14 protein-coding genes, 1 pseudogene and 1 riboswitch are annotated in these 18472 nt (G+C 47.7%); of the genes and pseudogenes, 9 read left to right on the top strand and 6 right to left on the bottom strand.

What is annotated here, in order from left to right; translation table 11 throughout:
• Positions 1-58: 58 nt before the first annotated feature.
• Positions 59-316: pseudogene (locus DWW13_RS14885) on the bottom strand (response regulator); the annotation flags it as partial.
• Between the two features lie 52 nt (positions 317-368).
• On the opposite strand from DWW13_RS14885, the gene DWW13_RS14880 reads away from it, so the two are divergent.
• Positions 369-686 carry a hypothetical protein gene (locus DWW13_RS14880; protein WP_227797418.1) on the top strand — a complete coding sequence of 106 codons (318 nt, stop codon included), beginning with the start codon at positions 369-371 and terminating at the stop codon, positions 684-686.
• 166 nt (positions 687-852) lie between these two features.
• Here the strand turns inward: DWW13_RS14880 and DWW13_RS14875 are convergent, their stop codons facing one another.
• Positions 853-1773 carry an aldo/keto reductase gene (locus DWW13_RS14875; RefSeq protein ID WP_118720462.1) on the bottom strand — a complete coding sequence of 307 codons (921 nt, stop codon included), beginning with the start codon at positions 1771-1773 and terminating at the stop codon, positions 853-855.
• Positions 1774-2123: 350 nt separating this feature from the next.
• Between DWW13_RS14875 and DWW13_RS14870 the strand changes: the two genes are divergently transcribed.
• Positions 2124-2897, top strand: a complete 774-nt coding sequence (locus DWW13_RS14870; protein WP_118720460.1) for an SGNH/GDSL hydrolase family protein — start codon at positions 2124-2126, stop codon at positions 2895-2897.
• 205 nt (positions 2898-3102) lie between these two features.
• Here DWW13_RS14870 and DWW13_RS14865 read toward each other — a convergent pair whose 3' ends face one another.
• A complete protein-coding gene (locus DWW13_RS14865; RefSeq protein ID WP_117509909.1) occupies positions 3103-3762 on the bottom strand; it encodes a TetR/AcrR family transcriptional regulator in 660 nt (219 codons plus the stop codon).
• 350 nt (positions 3763-4112) lie between these two features.
• Between DWW13_RS14865 and DWW13_RS14860 the strand changes: the two genes are divergently transcribed.
• Positions 4113-7211, top strand: coding sequence for a hypothetical protein (locus DWW13_RS14860; protein WP_118720458.1), 3099 nt, complete (start codon positions 4113-4115; stop codon positions 7209-7211).
• A 362-nt stretch (positions 7212-7573) separates the two neighbouring features.
• Here DWW13_RS14860 and DWW13_RS14855 read toward each other — a convergent pair whose 3' ends face one another.
• Complete coding sequence (locus DWW13_RS14855; protein WP_117509907.1) at positions 7574-8506, bottom strand: AraC family transcriptional regulator; 933 nt, start codon at positions 8504-8506, stop codon at positions 7574-7576.
• Between the two features lie 189 nt (positions 8507-8695).
• Between DWW13_RS14855 and DWW13_RS14850 the strand changes: the two genes are divergently transcribed.
• Entirely contained in the window at positions 8696-10705 is a 2010-nt protein-coding gene (locus DWW13_RS14850; protein ID WP_118720456.1) for a glycoside hydrolase family 127 protein, read from the top strand.
• A 152-nt stretch (positions 10706-10857) separates the two neighbouring features.
• Here the strand turns inward: DWW13_RS14850 and DWW13_RS14845 are convergent, their stop codons facing one another.
• Both DWW13_RS14845 and DWW13_RS14840 read right to left on the bottom strand, forming a co-directional pair.
• On the bottom strand, positions 10858-11466 hold the full coding sequence (locus DWW13_RS14845; protein WP_118595263.1) for an ECF transporter S component: 609 nt from the start codon (positions 11464-11466) through the stop codon (positions 10858-10860).
• Positions 11463-12512 (bottom strand): nucleoside hydrolase, encoded by a 1050-nt coding sequence (locus DWW13_RS14840; protein ID WP_118595262.1) that lies wholly within the window; start codon positions 12510-12512, stop codon positions 11463-11465. Before DWW13_RS14840 ends, DWW13_RS14845 begins: the two co-directional genes overlap by 4 nt.
• Positions 12513-12543: 31 nt before the next feature.
• A riboswitch (PreQ1 riboswitch) is annotated at positions 12544-12588 on the bottom strand.
• A 219-nt stretch (positions 12589-12807) separates the two neighbouring features.
• On the opposite strand from DWW13_RS14840, the gene DWW13_RS14835 reads away from it, so the two are divergent.
• The 5 genes from DWW13_RS14835 (at position 12808) to tuf (ending at position 18269) form a co-directional block, all read left to right on the top strand.
• On the top strand, positions 12808-13275 hold the full coding sequence (locus DWW13_RS14835) for a hypothetical protein (RefSeq protein WP_117802594.1): 468 nt from the start codon (positions 12808-12810) through the stop codon (positions 13273-13275).
• 408 nt (positions 13276-13683) lie between these two features.
• Positions 13684-14100, top strand: coding sequence for a 30S ribosomal protein S12 (gene rpsL / locus DWW13_RS14830; protein ID WP_022463258.1), 417 nt, complete (start codon positions 13684-13686; stop codon positions 14098-14100).
• A gap of 174 nt (positions 14101-14274) precedes the next feature.
• Positions 14275-14745, top strand: coding sequence for a 30S ribosomal protein S7 (gene rpsG / locus DWW13_RS14825; protein ID WP_022463259.1), 471 nt, complete (start codon positions 14275-14277; stop codon positions 14743-14745).
• A gap of 15 nt (positions 14746-14760) precedes the next feature.
• Positions 14761-16878, top strand: coding sequence for an elongation factor G (fusA, locus tag DWW13_RS14820; protein ID WP_022463260.1), 2118 nt, complete (start codon positions 14761-14763; stop codon positions 16876-16878).
• A gap of 197 nt (positions 16879-17075) precedes the next feature.
• The gene (gene tuf / locus DWW13_RS14815) at positions 17076-18269 is read left to right on the top strand and encodes an elongation factor Tu (protein WP_022463261.1); all 1194 of its coding nucleotides are present in this window, start codon (positions 17076-17078) and stop codon (positions 18267-18269) included.
• Positions 18270-18472: the final 203 nt, after the last annotated feature.

Genomic DNA, 18472 nt, shown 5'->3' with positions numbered 1-18472 from the left:
TTTCTTTTGTGCAATATTTTGGATTTGCTCATTTATAGTATATAATTCAATTGTATGTTCACAAATCGTTTTTTTTCACTTTTTCAATATCCAAAGGTTTAGCTAAATGTGCGTTCATTCCTGAATCTAAACATCTTTGTACATCTTCTGCAAAAGCATTGGCAGTCATTGCAATAATCGGAATTATTCCTGCATCTGGTCGATTTAATGCCCGAATTGCTTTAGTCGCTGTCAATCCATCCATTACCGGCATCATAATATCCATAAGTATTGCATCAAATGTACCCACCGGATTATTATTAAATAATTCGACAGCCTATCCCGAAAAAGCATTTGGAAAACCGAAAGCACTAAGGGCCTTCCTTTGCATGGATGTGTCTTTATCCACAAATGAAATCCTGGACAATTACGTATGCAGGTGGCCAATTGAGGTGTTTTTCCGCCAATGTAAGGATAAACTGGCGCTGGACAGCTATCAAATCCGTTCTGCACAGGGAATCCGAAGATACTGGTTGATTATGTCATTTGCACACTATATGTGTGTTGTTGGAACCGGCAAAGTCTGTCCTTTTGAAACAGGGTATCGCAAGATCAGTGACATAATCCAGATGGAAAAATATCTCACCCTCTATCAATATGCGAGGGAATGCATTGGTTTTGACTCCTTTGTAAAGGTCGTGGCGTAGTTTTGTGCATTTTTTCAAATTTGCTCATTTATAGATAAAAAAAGGAAAAGCATTCCAGAAGATCGATAAGATCCGAAGGAATGCTTTTCCGATGTTATAAATCAATCACGGATCCGAAAAACGGATTTTAGCCTTGTTCCGCATACGGGTGGACGGACAGAAAAACTTACGGAAGCGGATGGCCTGCCGCCAGATACAGCTCGTACCATTCTTCCCGCGTCAGCGTAATATTACTTGCCGCGATAATCTCTTTCAGGCGGTTTTCGCTTGCCGTGCCTGTGACAAGCTGCATATTCGCCGGATGGCGTAAAATCCATGCTGCGGCAATCGTGGTATCGCTGACACCGTATTTCTCAGCGAGTCCGCGGATCTTCTGATTCAGTTCCGGGTACTCGTCACTGCCAAGAAAACATCCTTTCCAGGCCGGCATCTGGAATGGAGACCATGCCTGAAGTGTAATGTCGTGAAGACGGCAGTAATCCAGCAGACTTCCATCGTGATCAACGGAACCCGGAGTCTCCATGTTGACTTCCATTCCATTTGCAACAAGATTGGAAACCGGAATGCTGAACTGTACCTGATTGGCAACGAGTGGCTGGCGGACATATTTCTGCAGCAGTGCAATCTGCATCGGCTTGTGGTTGGAAACACCGAAATGGCGGACCTTTCCGCTCTCAAACAGAACATCAAAGGCGGCAGCTACATCTTCTGGTTCTACGAGCGCATCCGGCCGGTGGAGCAGCAAAAGATCGAGGTAATCCGTCTGCAGACGTTTTAAAATACCATCGACAGATTCCAGGATGTGGTCTTTCGACAGATCATAGAAGCCCTGGCGGATGCCGCATTTGGACTGGAGAAAAATATCCTCCCGTTTCAGGGACGGATCGCCGGAAAATGCCTCACCGAACACAGTCTCGCTCATGCCGCCGCCGTAGATATCTGCGTGATCAAAGAAATATGCGCCCTGCTCCAGCGCGGAGTGGATAAAATGATTCATCTCGTCCTTCGATTTTTCGGAAAGCCGCATGCATCCGACTGCAATGGAAGGAACCTTTCGCAGATGATTGCCTAAAATTGTTTCTTTCATAGTAAATATTTCTCCTTTGCAATGCTTCTGTATTCGCAGAGGTTTTCGTAAAGCAGGCGTGGAAGTACTCTGGAAGTACAGGAAGAATAGTAATTACGCTGCTTTTAATATATCATTTAAGTGCACTTGAGAGTCAATGGTTTTCGCGAGAAAAAGATAAAAAAATTGCCGGAATCGATCAAACTTCGACCAGAACACAGAAAATCCGTATTTTGTTAACAAAATCGGAACAAAATCGACAACAAAGTTTACTTGCATTTTCGGAAAAATGATGTAAGATAGGGGTATTCGAGAAAAAGATCCGACAGGATCGGAGAATCTGTACTGACTCAGATAATGGAGGTTTTACGATGGATGCAAAAATCATAGCCGGAATCCTGGCCGCAGGAGGCGCAGCCTTAGCTGTGGGCGGCATATATAGCATGAATAAGAAAACAGGTTATTTTAAAAAAGGAAATTCCGTCCGATACGATGTTTCCCGTATTCCGTTTAAGAAGACAAGTCCGTTAAAAGGAAAAACAGTTGTATTTTTGGGATCCTCCGTGACGAAGGGCTTTGCTGCCCACAACAATTCGTTTGCGGAGTACATAGCGAAGAAAGACAGCTGTACCTGCATCAAAGAAGCGGTCAACGGAACCACGCTGATTGATAATGGTGAGGATTCCTACATCGAGCGTATGCGCGACAGGCTTGATCCAAAGCAACAGGTGGATCTTTTTATCTGCCAGCTGTCCACTAACGATGCAACACACAACAGCCCGCTCGGTGAAATTTCGGAATCCCGCGATCTGGAGAGCTTCGATGTCGAAACTGTCTGCGGCGCGATTGAGTATATCATTGCATATGCAAAAGAAACGTGGCATTGCCCGGTGATGTTCTATACGAATCCACAGTATGATTCCAAGCCGTACGCGAAGATGGTAGAGGCGCTTCTGAAAATTCAGGAAAAATGGCAGATCGGTGTGATCGATTTCTGGAATGACGAACAAATCAACCGTGTTTCCCCGGAAAAACGAAAACTGTATCTTCAGGATCCGATTCATCCGATGAAGGCCGGCTATGCCGAGTGGCTGGTGCCTGTGATGGAACAGCGGATTGGTGAATATCTGGAACAGCAGGTATAAGCAAAGAGGAAAATAAAAATACTTTCGTGGTTTCTTTTGAAAAGATTCCGCGAAAGTATTTTTTGATTTACAGGAAACTTCGTTGAATTTTCCTGTAAATTAAAAAAGCCCTCCGGGCAGGATCGCACTGCGGCGGAGGGGAATTATGTCGCCAAAGCGACCCGCCGCAGGCGGAGAATCCTGCCGTAGCAGGATTCTTTCTTTTCTACGAGAACAGTGAGGCGGGATCCGCGCCTGCATTTTCCGCGTTTTTTCGTTTCTTACGGATCCGGAACTGTTTGAAAATGCCACAGATGGCAGCGTAAAGCTCCGGTTTTAGTTCTTCAAGCGGAACCGGCTGCTGGTACAGGATAGCGTTGTAGCTTGTACCGCTTACAAGCTCCAGAATCATATAGAACATCAGCTCCGGTGAACGATACGTATATGCTGCATGAGAGAGCAGAGATTCATAGATAGTGTAGATGGCCGGCGTGTCGGCAAACGGAGCAAAGGTAAGAGAATTTTTGAAGAATCCCCAGCTCAGATGCTTGGAAATAAGCGTCACGAGGCTGTGGTTGGCGGCAAACTGGTCGAGGATATTGTCGGTGATAAAAAGCACCTGCTCTTCAAAATCATGGATATCCGGGTGGCGCAGCAGATCTGAGTAGGCGGCCTGAAATACCTGACTCGCCTTATGTGCAATCAGATGATTCCGAATATCGTACTTATCTTTGAAATAAAGATAGAAGGTACCTTTTGCAACGCCGGCGTTATTCACGATATCCGAAATGGATGTTTTACTGAAGCCGTTGTTGATAAAAAGTGAGAAAGCAGAGTCCAGAAGGGACTCACGTTTCATTTGTTTGTTGTTGTCAATTTTTCCCACAGAGAGTCTCCTTTCCTGAAAAATATCACATCATGTGTCATTTACTTAACTACAATTATAGTTAGAATACATGGAAACTGTCAAAGGGAAAATGACTAATTTTCTCATTTTTGTGACTATGCACGAAGAAAAAAATGACCGATCGTCAATTTTGTGCAGTATTTAATGTTGACTAAGAGTCATTTTTGCGTTATAACATTAGATGATTGAAAGGCATAGGAAAAACATCCTCGATCTGAGGGAAACAGTATCCCGCAGTATCTTACTCCGAGCGGGTTTTACTTCTCTTATGATCCTGGATTTCATCATAAAAAACCATTATAAAAACCACAGAAAGGAAGTTTATCACAATGAATAGAAACAGAAAACTGAGAAAACAGATGATGTCTGGTCTTGCTGTTGGTATGGCTGCTGTTATGGGAGCTGCTCCGGTTTATGCAGCGACAGGAGAGGACGCAGCGGTTTCCAAAGAAGAAACCGTATATGTAAATGCAAATGCAGACGGATCGGAAGATCAGATCACCGTATCCAACTGGCTGAAGAACGCAGGAACGGAAAAGAACCTGAAAGATGAGAGTGAACTGAAGGACATCAAAAACGTAAAGGGCGACGAGGAGTTCACCCAGAGCGGAAACGAGCTGACCTGGCAGACAGACGGCGAGGATATCTATTATCAGGGAACAACCACAAAAGAGCCTCCGGTTTCCGTGAAGTTCACCTATTATCTGGACGGCAAGGAAATCAAACCGGATGACCTGGCCGGAAAGAGCGGAAAACTGAAAATCAAAGTTGACTATACAAACAACACAAAGACAACGGTTGACATCAATGGCAAGAAAGAGACGATGTACACCCCATTCGTCCTGATGACCGGAATGATTCTTCCGCAGGATACTTTCTCCAATGTCAAGATCGACAATGGTAAAGTCATTTCCGATGGAAGCAGAAACATCGTAATCGGATTTGGTATGCCGGGCCTGCAGGAAAGCCTGGGATTAAATTCCGATTCCCTTGAAGATCTGGTATCCGGTGACAGTGATTTCGAACTGCCGGAAAGCCTGGAGATCACTGCAGATGTGGAGAACTTCTCTCTGGATTCTACCTTCACCGTTGCACTTGACGATGTTCTCGACACCATCGATACCGACAACATCACCGGATACGATGACCTGAAGGATGCACTGAGTGATCTTGAGGATGCTGCAATGGAACTGGTTGACGGTTCCAAGGCACTCTCCGATGGTGTGGATACTTTAAAAGACAGCTACAAAGAGCTGGATGACGGTATCGGAACGTTAAAAGACGGCGCTGACGAGCTGAACAGCGGAGCCGGCACACTGGCAAGCGGAGCCGGCACACTGGCAAGCGGAGCATCGACTCTGGCAAACGGAACTTCTACTCTGAACAGCGGAGCTTCTACCTTAAACAGCGGAGCAGCTACCCTGTCCAACGGAGCATCCACCTTAAGCAGCGGAGCTTCTTCCCTGGCAAGCGGCGTAAACTCCTACACCGAGGGCGCTGATACCCTGAATAAAGCAATCCAGACGTATCTTGGAAAGAACGGTGTGCTGACTGGAAGCGTAACCGAGTATGTAAACGGTGTGAATAAAGTCGTTGCAGGCGTAAAACAGTACACTGACGGAACAACACAGCTGTCCGACGGCGTTGCTTCTTATGTAGCAGGCGAGAAACAGCTTGCAGCAGGCGCTGAGAAGCTTCAGCCTCTGGCAGACCGCCTGACCGAGGTAAACAGTGCAATCGCAACACTGAACGCAGCACTCGACGGAAAAGATGAGAATGATATTTTAGCAGGAGCAAAACAACTCTCCGAAGGACTGACCAGTTTGAACGAGCAGCTGCAGAGCACCGATGTACAGAGCCTTCTGACGATGGTAGACGGTATGACCAGCACCGGTTCTACCCTGATCTCCGAGACCGAGGCACTCTCCGAGGTTCTGAACACCACAATCGCAGGATCTGTCAACAGCATGATGACAAACGGCAACGAGCTGATGAGCCAGATGGATACGTTGTCCAAAGGACTTGAGAGCTACTTAAGCGGTCTGGAGGCACAGATCACGAATCAGGCAACGCAGATGGGAACCCAGATGGCAGCACAGGTTCAGGCATGGGCAGACGGAGCAGCAGCACAGCTGAACCAGGAAGCAACAGCAGCAGCACAGAGCGCAGCTGATACAGCAGCAAGCCAGGCATCCGCCGATGCAGCAAAACAGGCAAATGATCAGCTCTCTGCAGCAGCAGCTACACTGGATGCACAGATTTCCGCAGCTAAGAGCGCTGGAAATACAGAACTTGCCGATTCCTTAAGTAAAGCAAGAAACCAGATCGGAAGTGTCAGCGTTTCCGCTTCAGCAGGAACCGTTTCGGTTACTCCGGTTACAGCTCCGCAGATTACTCTTCCGGAACTGAACTTCGAAATCGAGCGCCCGGATCTCTCCGGTCTTGCAGCAATGCAGCAGAAGATGAGCGACATCAAGAGCCAGTACAGCGATCTGCAGAAGACGGTTGCAGCTCTGATGCCGCAGCTTGAGACCATGCAGAAACAGATGCAGACCATCACCGATAATAAAGCAGTTGTTGAGCAGAATCTTGGTGCAATGCAGAAACTGACCGCAGGTGTGGCACAGCTTGATGCAGGCGGAAGCGCTCTGTACAAGGGCATCGGTACTCTGTCCGCAGGTGTGAGCCAGTTGTACAGCAGCACAAATGAGAGTTTTGCAAAAGCAACAGCAGGCATCAATGCACTGAACGCAGGATTTACTCAGCTGAGTGCTTACAATGATACGCTGCTTTCCGGCGCAAGCCAGCTGAAAGCAAATGCACCGGCTCTGGTTGAGGGTGTTACGACTCTGCAGGGCGGCACGACACAGCTGACCGCAGGTCTTGGACAGCTGGGAAGCCAGTTAAGCGATGGATCTGCAAAACTTTCTGCAAACAGCGGAAGCTTAAGAAGCGGTGCTTCTCAGGTAGCAGGCGGAGCATCCCAGCTGGCAAGCGGAGCCTCCACACTGGCAAATGGAACTTCTTCCCTGGCAAGCGGAGCTTCTGAACTGAACAGCGGAGCATCTACGCTGGCAAGCGGAGCATCTACGCTGGCGAGCGGAGCTTCTACACTGGCAAATGGAACTTCTTCTCTGGCAAGCGGAGCTTCTGATCTGAAATCGGGAAGCAGCAGGGTTGTTGATGGTATTGACGAGCTGTCCGATGGGGCGAAAGAACTGGCTGACGGTACGAAGAAGTTTGAAGAAGAGGGTACCAGCAAGCTGAAGAGTACCTTTGAGGATGATCTGGGAGATGTACTGGATCGGATTCAGGCGCTGAATTCGGATAAATGTGCTTATACTTCTTACAGTGGTAAGGCAAATGGAATGGATGGAAGCGTGAAATTTATTATCGAGACTGCAGCAATTGAAGCTGCGGAAGAGTAATGTGATTCCACGGTAGATTGTGAGGCCGCCTGCGGTCGGGATGTTTTCCCCGACCGCAGGCGGCATTTACGTTAGGTGGGGTGCAAAAAGACAAAAAATAAGAACAGCCCGCGGATATGCGGGCTGCTCTTTCATAATGAGGGGGGAGATAGTTTTGAATGGTTCATCAACTATCTGAGATATAGTATAGTGAAGAAATGTGAGCAAAGTATGTCTATTTTCTAAAAGAAACAGTAAATTTCTAAAGAATAAGTGAATCCATCCATTGAGTAAATCACTTCCGTCCGCCAAAACGTAGATGGGTCCCCAGGCGCAGCGGAGCGTCCGCCCCCCGCGGTGCCTGGGGGTCGTATCCTCCCGTCCTATTCAAAAGAAAGTTTCCGGTTCCCATAACTCTTCCGGTACTGTCCCGGCGTCATCCCGGTGAGTTTTCGGAAAGCCGTGGAAAAATTATGCGCATCCTGAAATCCAACGTTATAGGCAATCTGAGAGACCGTGTGATTTGTGTCCGTCAGCTCGGCCATAGCGCTGTCCATTTTGGATTTCAGGATGAATTGTTTTAACGTCATCCCGGTGCCCTCGTGGAAGAGGGAGGAGAGGTATTTGTCGTTGTAGCCGAAATAACGGGCGAGTTCGGTGACTTTGAGGGACTCGCTGCTGTGGTACTGGATGTAGCTGATGATGTCCTGCAGGATCTGCGTCCGCTGCGTTTCGGAAGTGTAGGTGCGGTAGAAGGGACTCTGACAGTTGATTTCGCCGAGAACAGCGGCAGTCAGGCTGTTGTTGAGGAACGTGTTGTGGAAACGCAGGGAAGTGTCCTGGAGCTGCTTCATGAGGATGATGACGCGGTTCGGGGAGGAAAGCGTTCTCTGGAGCGGGATGCATAACGTTTCGGGGTAGTTGGATGGAAGCTGGGCGGGAGCGAGGTCCTCAAGGCGGTAGGAGGATGGCGGTGCAGCATGAAACTCATCCAGAACCGATCCGGCGGTCGGGTCAGAAGGAGCGACGATCGGTGCGGAGGGGATACCCGGGATAAAATGGAGCCAGTAGAAAGAGCAGCTTCCCTTTTTCGAACCATGCTGATGGACGGTCGGCGGCAAAAGAAGATATTCGCCGGGGTGAACCTCGTAAGAGCGGCGTTCGTCCGCGATAAAAAGCGTTCCTTCCGTCACAACCATCAGTTCAAAATTGACGAGATTCCGTGTCAGGTGCATCCACTCCGGGGACGGGGACTGGAATTTGCCGCAGAGGTCGTAGGTAAAACAGGCGGCATCTGGAAATAAAACAGAGATCATATGACTTTTTCAAACCTTTTCAAACATTCTTATATTTTAAACGGAGGTCCGTTTTGCTAAAATAAAACTATAGAAAAACAGGAAAACAGCCGTCAAAAGAAGTGTAACGCTTCCCATCCCTGAAAGCAAGGAAAATATCTTTTTCAAACCAGGAGGCGGCGGAAGACAACGAAAAAGGAGACCGAAAAAATGGATCAGAAAAACTTCAGCAAACCATTATCCCTGGCAAAAGTCCAGGTTACTGATGCATTCTGGAAAAAAGAGATGGAGCTTGTCCGCACCGAAGTAATTCCGTATCAGTGGAATGCCTTAAATGACAATGTTCCGGGAGCAGCACCGAGCTTCTGTATGCGGAACTACCGCCGCGCCGGTGAAGTTGAAAAAGAGCGGAAAGCAAAAGGAGACAAATTTGTTCAGATCAAATACCCTCTGGATACTTTTGAGACACTGCCGAAGGATGGCAAAATGGACGGAAGATTTTATGGCTTCCTGTTCCAGGATACCGATTTTACCAAATGGGTGGAGGCAGTTGCGTACTCCCTGACACAGCATCCCGATCCGGAGCTGGAAAAAACGGCAGATGAAGCAATTGAAGCTGTCTGCGCAGCACAGAGAGAAGACGGATACCTCGATACCTACTATCTGATCAACGATCAGGATATGATTTTTACAAACCTTAAGGACAACCATGAGCTGTACTGCTTCGGTCATCTGACGGAAGGCGCCGTAGCCTATTATCAGGCGACCGGAAAAGACCGTCTCTTAAAAGCAGCAGAGCGTTTCGCGGACTTTATTGCCAGCAAACTCGGTCACGGCGAGGGGAAAAAAGCAGGTTATCCTGGTCACGAAATTGCAGAGATGGCTCTGATGCGTCTCTATGATCTGACCGGCGAGCAGAAGTATCTCGATCTTGCAAAATACTTCATCGATGAACGCGGAACAAAACCATACTATTACGATATCGAGCGCGGTCTGACCTGCCCGGAGGGCGAGGAACGATATAGCTACAATCAGGCAAACCGCCCGGTGCGTCAGCAGGATGAGGTGCAGGGGCACTCCGTACGCGCCGTATATCTCTATTCCGGCATGGCGGATGTGGCAAGGGCAACGCAGGATGAGAGCCTGCTGAAAGCCTGTGAAACTCTCTGGAACAACATGGTGCATCAGAAAATGTACGTCACCGGCGGAATCGGTGCCACTCATATAGGAGAAGCATTCTCTTTCAACTATGACCTGCCAAACGATACCGCTTACGCAGAGACCTGTGCATCCATCGGTCTTGTGTTCTTTGCTCGCCGCATGCTGGAGATTCAGGCAAAAGCAGAGTACGCGGATGTGATGGAATTAGCCCTCTACAATGGCGTCCTCTCCGGAATGGCGCTCGACGGAAAGAGCTTCTTCTATGTCAATCCGCTGGAGGTACTGCCGGAGGCATGTCACAAGGATGAGCGGAAATTCCATGTAAAACCGATCCGTCAGAAATGGTTCGGCTGTGCCTGCTGCCCTCCGAACCTGGCAAGAACGGTAAGCTCAGTTGCATCTTACGCATACACGGAAAACGACACAACCCTGTTTGTCCACTTGTACATGGGTGGAACAGTGGAAGGAGAAAAAGTAAAAGCATCCATCACTTCCGAATTCCCGTGGGACGGCCATGTTTCCGTGACCTGCGAGAGCGATACCAAAGAGCCGTACACCTTTGCATTCCGCATCCCGGGATGGTGTGCTTCTTATGAAAAAGAGATTCCAAAAGGCGCAGAAGTGGAAGAAAAAGACGGGTATCTGTATGTGACAAAAGTATGGGCGGAGGGTGAGACGATCCGCCTGAACTTTCCGATGGAAATCCAGTTTTTGGCATCCAATCCGCTTGTACGCGAGGACGCCGGCCGTGTTGCCGTAAAACGAGGACCGGTTGTTTACTGTATGGAAGAAGCAGACAACGGAAAGAATCTGCATTTGACAAAACTCTGTGTGAATGGTGAAAAAACCGCAGAAGCAGCCGATGAGCTGGGCGAGCACTTTGTGAGCGTAACGGCCGAGGGACGTCGCATGAAGCTGGGCGATGCGGAAAAACAGCCGTTGTATCATCTGTATCAGAAAGAGGAAGAGGAAAAGACGAAACTGAAGCTGATTCCATATTATATGTGGAACAACCGAGGTGAGGGCGAAATGCAGGTATGGATCCGCGCATGTGAATGATTTTATTAAAGAAGAAATAAAAAACTCCGGAAAAGGGATGGCTCCTGATGCAGCCTCTCCTTTTTTCCGGAGTTCTTGTTATGCCAAAATATGAGAATCCTGCAAAAAAGAAAGTGAATTTTTTGCAGGATTATTTGTGCTATTGGTACAGATTATTTTCTGCTTCTCATAGAAAGACTGCCGAAAGCAGAAGAAACGGCGGGCAGAATCACGAGGACGACCGCAAGGACAATCATTCGATCCACAAAGTCTGTCATGGCCTGTACAACGCAGACAGAGAGAGTCAGATTCATACCGAGGCTGTGAAGCAGCTGCACCAGCACAGTGGAGCCGGAGGAAGTAATTCCACCGAAAACAACCGCGGTGATTGTGGAACTTACCACAGTACCCGGAAGTGAGATCACAAGCGCTGCCGGAAACAGCTTCCAGCCCATGGTGCGAAGAGAAAGTCCCTCACTGCGGGAGCCGGCCGTATGGGATGGGCGGAGCTTCCGGAATACAAGACCTGCAACCAGACCAAGGATGAGCTGTACCGGAATATAGTAAAACGCATAGACATCACTTGTCATACCGGAAATCAGTCCGGAAATGAGTCCCGGGACGAGGCCTGCAACCGGTCCGAACAGGGCGGCAGCCAGAACCGTTCCGATGGAGTCGAGGTAAACCGGAAGGCGCAGCAGCAGTGCAACGGTACCGCCGAGGATATTGATAACACCACAGAGTGCCAGAGTCGTGAGCTTTAACGTACGGTTTGCGTTCATCTTGCGTCCCCTCCCTTCTGAAACATTGTCTCATGCGGGAAGACGGGCGGTGCGGTAAGAATCTGGTCGAGAACCGGTGCAGATTCCACTTCAGATACGCCAAGAACACGCGCAAAGAACATCAGGAAAAAGCGGCTCACATCGACCTGCGTCAGAATGTGACTGTTCGGTGCTTTCTGATAAAAATTCATGGCATCCACAACGGTCTGACCAAGGCAGAGACCATTTGTTTCCACCTGCGTATAGGCATCAAAACCGCTGCAGAGCGACGGATCCACAAGATAAGCGGCTGCGAGCGGATCGTTGATTACGCATCCGATGACCTTTTCCTGTTTCCAGTGAAAATCGAAGTAAAAACGTGTCAGCTCCTCGATGCGGGTTCCGACTTCCGGATTTACACACTTCATATATTCCACGAGATTCGGAGTCAGAACAATTTTTCTTGTGACATCCAGCCCGATCATATGGAGCTTTTTGCCGGCAAGCTGCGGCAGCTCGGAGAAAGCACGGAACACTTCGGCTGCGGCGTCCGGGTCGCACCAGTAATTATACTCGGCAACCGGAGAGCAGTTTCCGTGACTCTTGTAGCTTCCGCCCATGGAGACCAGTGCTTCGAGATTCTCAAGGCATTCCGGTGCACACGAAATAACCTTTGCAAGATTCGTCATCGGTCCGAGGGCAAGAATGGTAACATCAGGGGTTGTTTTTAAGGTTTCGATGAGGAAAGAAACAGCGTCTGTTTTTGGCGTAAGCTCTTTGACATCCGGCCAGCCGGATTCGCCGAGGCCGTCCATGCCGTGCGTGTCCATGGCATCCACATAGTCGCGGACCAGGGGAGTTTCCTCTCCGACATAAACAGGGACATCTGTTTTTCCAATCATGGAAAGAATTTTGAGGGCATTTTTTGCGCCCATAGAAGCGGGTACATTTCCGCTGACTGTGGTGATGCCGATCAGATCCAGCTCTTTGGAAGCTGCGGCAAGCATCAGGGCGAGAGAATCGTCGATGCCGGGATCACAGTCGATGATCAGTTTTTTTGCATTCATTTTCCAATCTCCTTGAAATAAAATGATTTTGAGATACTTGGTTTTTTATACTGGGAAGTTCACGAACCAGTCCGGACACCCGTAAAAAGGCGGGAAAATCCGATTATATAAATGCACGGGAATGAGTATAGCACAGATTCAAAAAAGAATCCAGCAAAAAGAATCGAGTAAAAAGAATTCAGTAAAAACAAGCCTTGCCTGTTGGAGAAAAATCGAGTATGGTATATAAGCGTAGAACAAATGAGAATATATGAGAATATATGAGAATATATGAGAATATATGGGAGATAAAAGCATGGCAGATGGATTTTTAGCACCAACGGGAAGATTCTATCCAAAAACAGAAAATTTTCATGCGCAGACCGCGCGGGCAATTCTAGGCCCGGAAGGTCAGACGGACGAGCCGATTCAGGAGCTTTTGCGCCGGGGATATATTTTATTTGTGGGCTTCCACAAACCAGGTGAACCGGAAAATCTCCATGCCGATATGGATTATGTGCTCGGCGGACCGGGACACCCGGCGACAGAAGGGCAGAAGGCATGGATTGCGGAACATGTAGAGGAGTTGTCGGGAAAACAGCAGTTTGACATCAACAACGATGAGATAACCTTTCAAAGATTCTACATCAGCAACATCCGTATGTTTCCCTGGTGCAGGGGCTGCGCAGAGGAAAAAGCGCGCGAGCTCTGGGGAAATGCACAGAGTGAGGAAAAACCAAAACGGTGTGATGCGTGCCCGGGCTTTCGAGACCGTCCGCTTTAGAGTATGTCTGAAAAATCATTTCCGCAAACAGCCGGTTTCGTTTTTATATCGCTGAAGCGACCCGCCGCAGCCGGTGAAGTCTGAAAGCCTGCAAAGCAGGATTCTTTCGTGTACACGTTCTGACGAAAAAAATGTCAGAAAATAATTGGATGAGAATATAATAGGAAGAAAAAACACTTTTATATAGTAATGCAGCAATGGGGAAAATCCGCAAAAAGCCGCGTGAACACGCGATTTTTACGAATTTTCCCCTTGACTTTTGATAGGACAGACGATATAATAAACGAGCGTGCGTAAAAGACTGTTTCTTTTGGCGCGCAAAAAGCTGCAAAGCATTTATGTTGAACAAAAGCAGCCGTATGAAACCCCGTGGGACACACGGAGAAATCTATCAGGAGGTGAAATGGAATGCCAACATTCAACCAGTTAGTAAGAAAAGGCCGTGAGACTTCCGTAAAGAAATCTACCGCGCCGGCACTGCAGAAAAGCTACAATTCTCTGAGAAAGAAATCCACAGATATGTCTTCTCCTCAGAAGAGAGGTGTGTGCACAGCTGTTAAAACTGCTACACCGAAAAAACCTAACTCAGCTCTTCGTAAAATCGCCAGAGTTCGTCTTTCCAACGGAATCGAAGTAACAAGTTACATCCCAGGAGAAGGTCACAACCTTCAGGAGCACAGCGTTGTTCTGATCCGTGGAGGAAGAGTTAAGGACCTGCCAGGTACCAGATACCACATCATCCGTGGTACACTTGATACTGCAGGTGTTGCTAACAGAAAACAGGCCCGTTCTAAATACGGTGCTAAGAGACCGAAAAAGAAATAATTAAGTAAAACGAGTTCGAGATATATCTAGTATCACAAAAAAAGCGAAATGTTGTGCGTTATTCCATAAATCCCCACGGCTGCGGATTTATAGAGAATTTACACGCGCGGACATACTGCAAATAAGTGTGAGTACCGATGATTTAATCGAATGATGGTTAAGGAGGGAAGTAACGTGCCACGTAAAGGACATACTCAGAAAAGAGATGTTTTAGCAGATCCGTTATACAATAACAAAGTGGTAACCAAGCTGATCAACAACATCATGCTGGATGGTAAGAGAGGCGTTGCCCAGAAAATCGTATACGGCGCATTTGCTAAAGTAGAAGAAAAAGCTGGAAAACCAGCAATCGAAGTATTTGAAGAAGCAATGAACAATATCATGCCGGTTCTTGAAGTAAAAGCAAGACGTATCGGTGGTGCTACTTATCAGGTACCGATCGAGGTAAGACCGGACAGACGTCAGGCTCTTGGCCTTCGTTGGCTGACCGCTTATTCTCGTAAGAGAGGCGAGCGTACCATGGAAGACAGACTGGCAAACGAGATTCTGGATGCATCTAACAACACAGGTGCTTCTGTGAAGAAGAAAGAAGAAGTTCATAAGATGGCAGAGGCTAACAAGGCATTTGCTCACTACAGATTCTAAGAGGAGGAAAATCCGTTGGCTGGAAGAGAATATCCATTAGAGAGAACCAGAAACATTGGTATTATGGCTCACATCGATGCAGGTAAAACAACCCTGACCGAGCGTATCCTGTACTATACCGGTGTTAACTACAAGATTGGTGATACTCACGAAGGAACTGCTACCATGGACTGGATGGAACAGGAGCAGGAGCGTGGTATCACAATTACTTCAGCTGCTACAACCTGCCACTGGACTCTGGAAGAGAACTGCAAGCCGAAACCGGGCGCTCTTGAGCACCGTATCAACATTATTGATACCCCAGGCCACGTTGACTTTACCGTAGAGGTAGAGCGTTCTCTTCGTGTACTGGACGGCGCTGTCGGCGTGTTCTGTGCAAAAGGTGGTGTAGAGCCTCAGTCTGAGAACGTATGGCGTCAGGCTGATACCTACAACGTACCGCGTATGGCATTCATCAACAAGATGGACATCCTTGGTGCTGACTTCTACAACGCTGTAGATCAGATCAAGACCAGACTTGGTAAAAATGCTATCTGCCTTCAGCTTCCAATTGGTAAGGAAGATGAGTTCAAGGGAATTATCGATCTGTTCGAGATGAAAGCTTACATCTACAACGACGATAAGGGCGATGATATCTCCATCGTTGATATCCCGGAAGATATGAAAGACGACGCTGAGCTGTATCACACCGAGCTGGTAGAGAAAATCTGCGAGCTGGACGATGAGCTGATGATGCGTTATCTGGATGATGATATCCCGTCTGTAGACGAGATGAAAGCAGTTCTGCGTAAAGCTACCTGTGAGTGTACAGCTGTACCGGTATGCTGCGGTTCTGCATACAGAAACAAAGGTGTTCAGAAACTCCTGGATGCGATCCTTGAGTACATGCCGGCTCCGACCGATATCCCGCCAATCGAGGGTACCGATCTGGACGGAAACCCGATCGTAAGACATTCTTCCGATGAGGAGCCGTTCTCCGCACTGGCATTCAAGATTATGACAGACCCATTCGTTGGTAAACTGGCATACTTCCGTGTGTATTCAGGAACCATGAACTCCGGTTCTTACGTACTGAATGCAACAAAAGATAAAAAAGAGCGTGTTGGACGTATCCTTCAGATGCATGCAAACAAACGTATGGAGCTGGACAAAGTTTACTCCGGTGACATCGCAGCTGCAATCGGATTCAAGTTCACCACCACAGGTGATACCATCTGCGACGAGCAGCATCCGGTAATCCTTGAGTCTATGGAGTTCCCGGAGCCGGTTATCGAGCTGGCTATCGAGCCTAAGACAAAAGCAGGCCAGGGCAAACTGGGCGAGTCCCTTGCAAAACTGGCTGAGGAGGATCCGACCTTCCGTGCACACACCAATCAGGAAACTGGTCAGACCATCATCGCTGGTATGGGTGAGCTGCATCTGGAAATCATCGTTGACCGTCTGCTTCGTGAGTTCAAAGTAGAGGCTAACGTAGGTGCTCCGCAGGTTGCATACAAAGAGACCATTACCAAACCGGCAGACATCGACAGCAAATATGCAAAACAGTCTGGTGGACGTGGACAGTATGGTCACTGTAAAGTTAAATTCGAGCCTATGGATGCAAACGGCGAAGAGATTTACAAATTCGAGTCTACCGTTGTCGGTGGAGCTATTCCGAAAGAGTATATCCCGGCTGTAGGCGAAGGTATCGAAGAGGCTATGAAAGCCGGTATCCTGGGAGGCTTCCCGGTAGTCGGTGTTCATGCAAATGTATACGACGGATCTTATCATGAGGTCGATTCTTCTGAGATGGCATTCCACATTGCTGGTTCTCTGGCATTCAAGGAAGCTATGCAGAAGGGTGCTCCGGTTCTTCTTGAGCCTATCATGAAAGTCGAAGTTTCCACTCCGGAAGATTACATGGGTGATGTTATCGGTGATATCAACTCCCGTCGTGGTCGTATCGAGGGTATGGATGACATCGGCGGCGGAAAGATGATCCGTGGATTCGTACCGCTGGCTGAAATGTTCGGTTACGCAACAGACCTTCGTTCTAAAACTCAGGGACGTGGTAACTACTCCATGTTCTTTGATAAATACGAGCAGGTTCCGAAAAACGTACAGGAAAAAGTTCTGTCTGCAAAAGCAAAATAATGTAAGAAAAATAGTCGGGTGTGCAGCTGTCAAAGGCTGCACAGCCTAAAAGTATTATTTTTCTGAGATTTTCCTTGCAAATAAGACGGAAATGCAATATAATCAGACTTAGCAGGTTTACGATTCAGGTGGGTTCCTGCCACCAATTTAGTCTCAAAAAAGCCCACTGGGCGCAATTTTAAGGAGGACATTTTAAAATGGCTAAAGCTAAATTTGAAAGAACAAAACCGCATTGTAACATTGGTACCATCGGCCACGTTGACCATGGTAAAACAACTCTGACCGCAGCTATCACAAAAGTACTTTCTACCAGAGTAGAAGGAAACACTGCTGAGAACTTCGAAGATATCGATAAAGCTCCGGAAGAGAGAGAGCGTGGTATCACAATCTCTACTGCACACGTTGAGTATCAGACAGAGAAAAGACACTATGCACACGTTGACTGCCCAGGCCATGCTGACTATGTAAAGAACATGATCACTGGTGCTGCACAGATGGACGGAGCTATCCTTGTAGTAGCTGCTACAGATGGTGTTATGGCTCAGACAAAAGAGCACATCCTTCTGTCCCGTCAGGTAGGTGTACCTTACATCGTTGTATTCATGAACAAATGCGATATGGTAGACGACGAAGAGCTGCTTGAGCTGGTAGACATGGAGATTCGTGAGCTGCTGAACGAGTATGACTTCCCGGGAGATGACACTCCGATCATCCAGGGTTCTGCTCTGAAAGCTCTGGAAGATCCGGCTGGCCCATGGGGAGATAAAATCATGGAGCTTATGGATGCAGTAGATAGCTGGATCCCGGATCCGCAGCGTGACACTGATAAAGATTTCATCATGCCTGTAGAGGACGTATTCACCATCACTGGTCGTGGTACTGTTGCTACTGGCCGTGTTGAGGCTGGTGTTCTTCATCTGAATGAGGAAGTTGAAATCGCAGGTCTGAAAGAAGAGACCAAGAAAACTGTTGTAACTGGTATCGAGATGTTCCGTAAACTCCTCGATGAGGCTCAGGCTGGTGATAACATCGGTGCTCTGCTTCGTGGTGTTCAGAGAACAGAGATCGAAAGAGGACAGGTTCTGGCTAAACCAGGTACCGTTCACTGCCATACCAAATTTACCGCTCAGGTATACGTTCTGACAAAAGACGAGGGTGGCCGTCATACTCCATTCTTCAACAACTATCGTCCGCAGTTCTACTTCCGTACAACTGACGTAACAGGTGTTATCACTCTTCCGGAAGGAACTGAGATGTGCATGCCTGGCGATAACGTAGAGATGACCATCGAACTGATCCACCCGATCGCTATGGATCAGGGTCTTACCTTCGCTATCCGTGAGGGTGGCCGTACCGTTGGATCAGGCCGTGTTGCTACTCTGATCGACTAATTATCGGTAGACTATTCTAAATAAAATATAATTGTATCGAAAGATACTTGTGCTCAAACGTAAGAGACCCCGGCGCCGTAAGGCGGCCGGGGTTTTTCTGTTTTTAACCAAAAGAAACTTATCATATATAGCAGGATATGATATAATTTTTATTAGTTGAAATAAAAGAGAATAAGAAAGGAAAAAAGGATGGACTACTTGGA

This window comes from Blautia sp. AF14-40 (assembly GCF_003479665.1).
In the GTDB taxonomy this organism is placed as follows: domain Bacteria; phylum Bacillota; class Clostridia; order Lachnospirales; family Lachnospiraceae; genus Fusicatenibacter; species Fusicatenibacter saccharivorans.
Note: the sequence above shows the minus strand (reverse complement) of the source record. Positions and strands in the feature narration are given on the sequence as shown.

Coding starts and splice junctions, on each gene's coding strand:
- DWW13_RS14880 (WP_227797418.1), top strand. CDS start 369: ATGGATGTGTCTTTATCCACAAATGAAATCCTGGACAATTACGTATGC.
- DWW13_RS14875 (WP_118720462.1), bottom strand. CDS start 1,773: ATGAAAGAAACAATTTTAGGCAATCATCTGCGAAAGGTTCCTTCCATT.
- DWW13_RS14850 (WP_118720456.1), top strand. CDS start 8,696: ATGGATCAGAAAAACTTCAGCAAACCATTATCCCTGGCAAAAGTCCAG.
- DWW13_RS14860 (WP_118720458.1), top strand. CDS start 4,113: ATGAATAGAAACAGAAAACTGAGAAAACAGATGATGTCTGGTCTTGCT.
- tuf (WP_022463261.1), top strand. CDS start 17,076: ATGGCTAAAGCTAAATTTGAAAGAACAAAACCGCATTGTAACATTGGT.
- DWW13_RS14840 (WP_118595262.1), bottom strand. CDS start 12,512: ATGAATGCAAAAAAACTGATCATCGACTGTGATCCCGGCATCGACGAT.
- DWW13_RS14855 (WP_117509907.1), bottom strand. CDS start 8,506: ATGATCTCTGTTTTATTTCCAGATGCCGCCTGTTTTACCTACGACCTC.
- DWW13_RS14870 (WP_118720460.1), top strand. CDS start 2,124: ATGGATGCAAAAATCATAGCCGGAATCCTGGCCGCAGGAGGCGCAGCC.
- rpsL (WP_022463258.1), top strand. CDS start 13,684: ATGCCAACATTCAACCAGTTAGTAAGAAAAGGCCGTGAGACTTCCGTA.
- DWW13_RS14845 (WP_118595263.1), bottom strand. CDS start 11,466: ATGAACGCAAACCGTACGTTAAAGCTCACGACTCTGGCACTCTGTGGT.
- DWW13_RS14835 (WP_117802594.1), top strand. CDS start 12,808: ATGGCAGATGGATTTTTAGCACCAACGGGAAGATTCTATCCAAAAACA.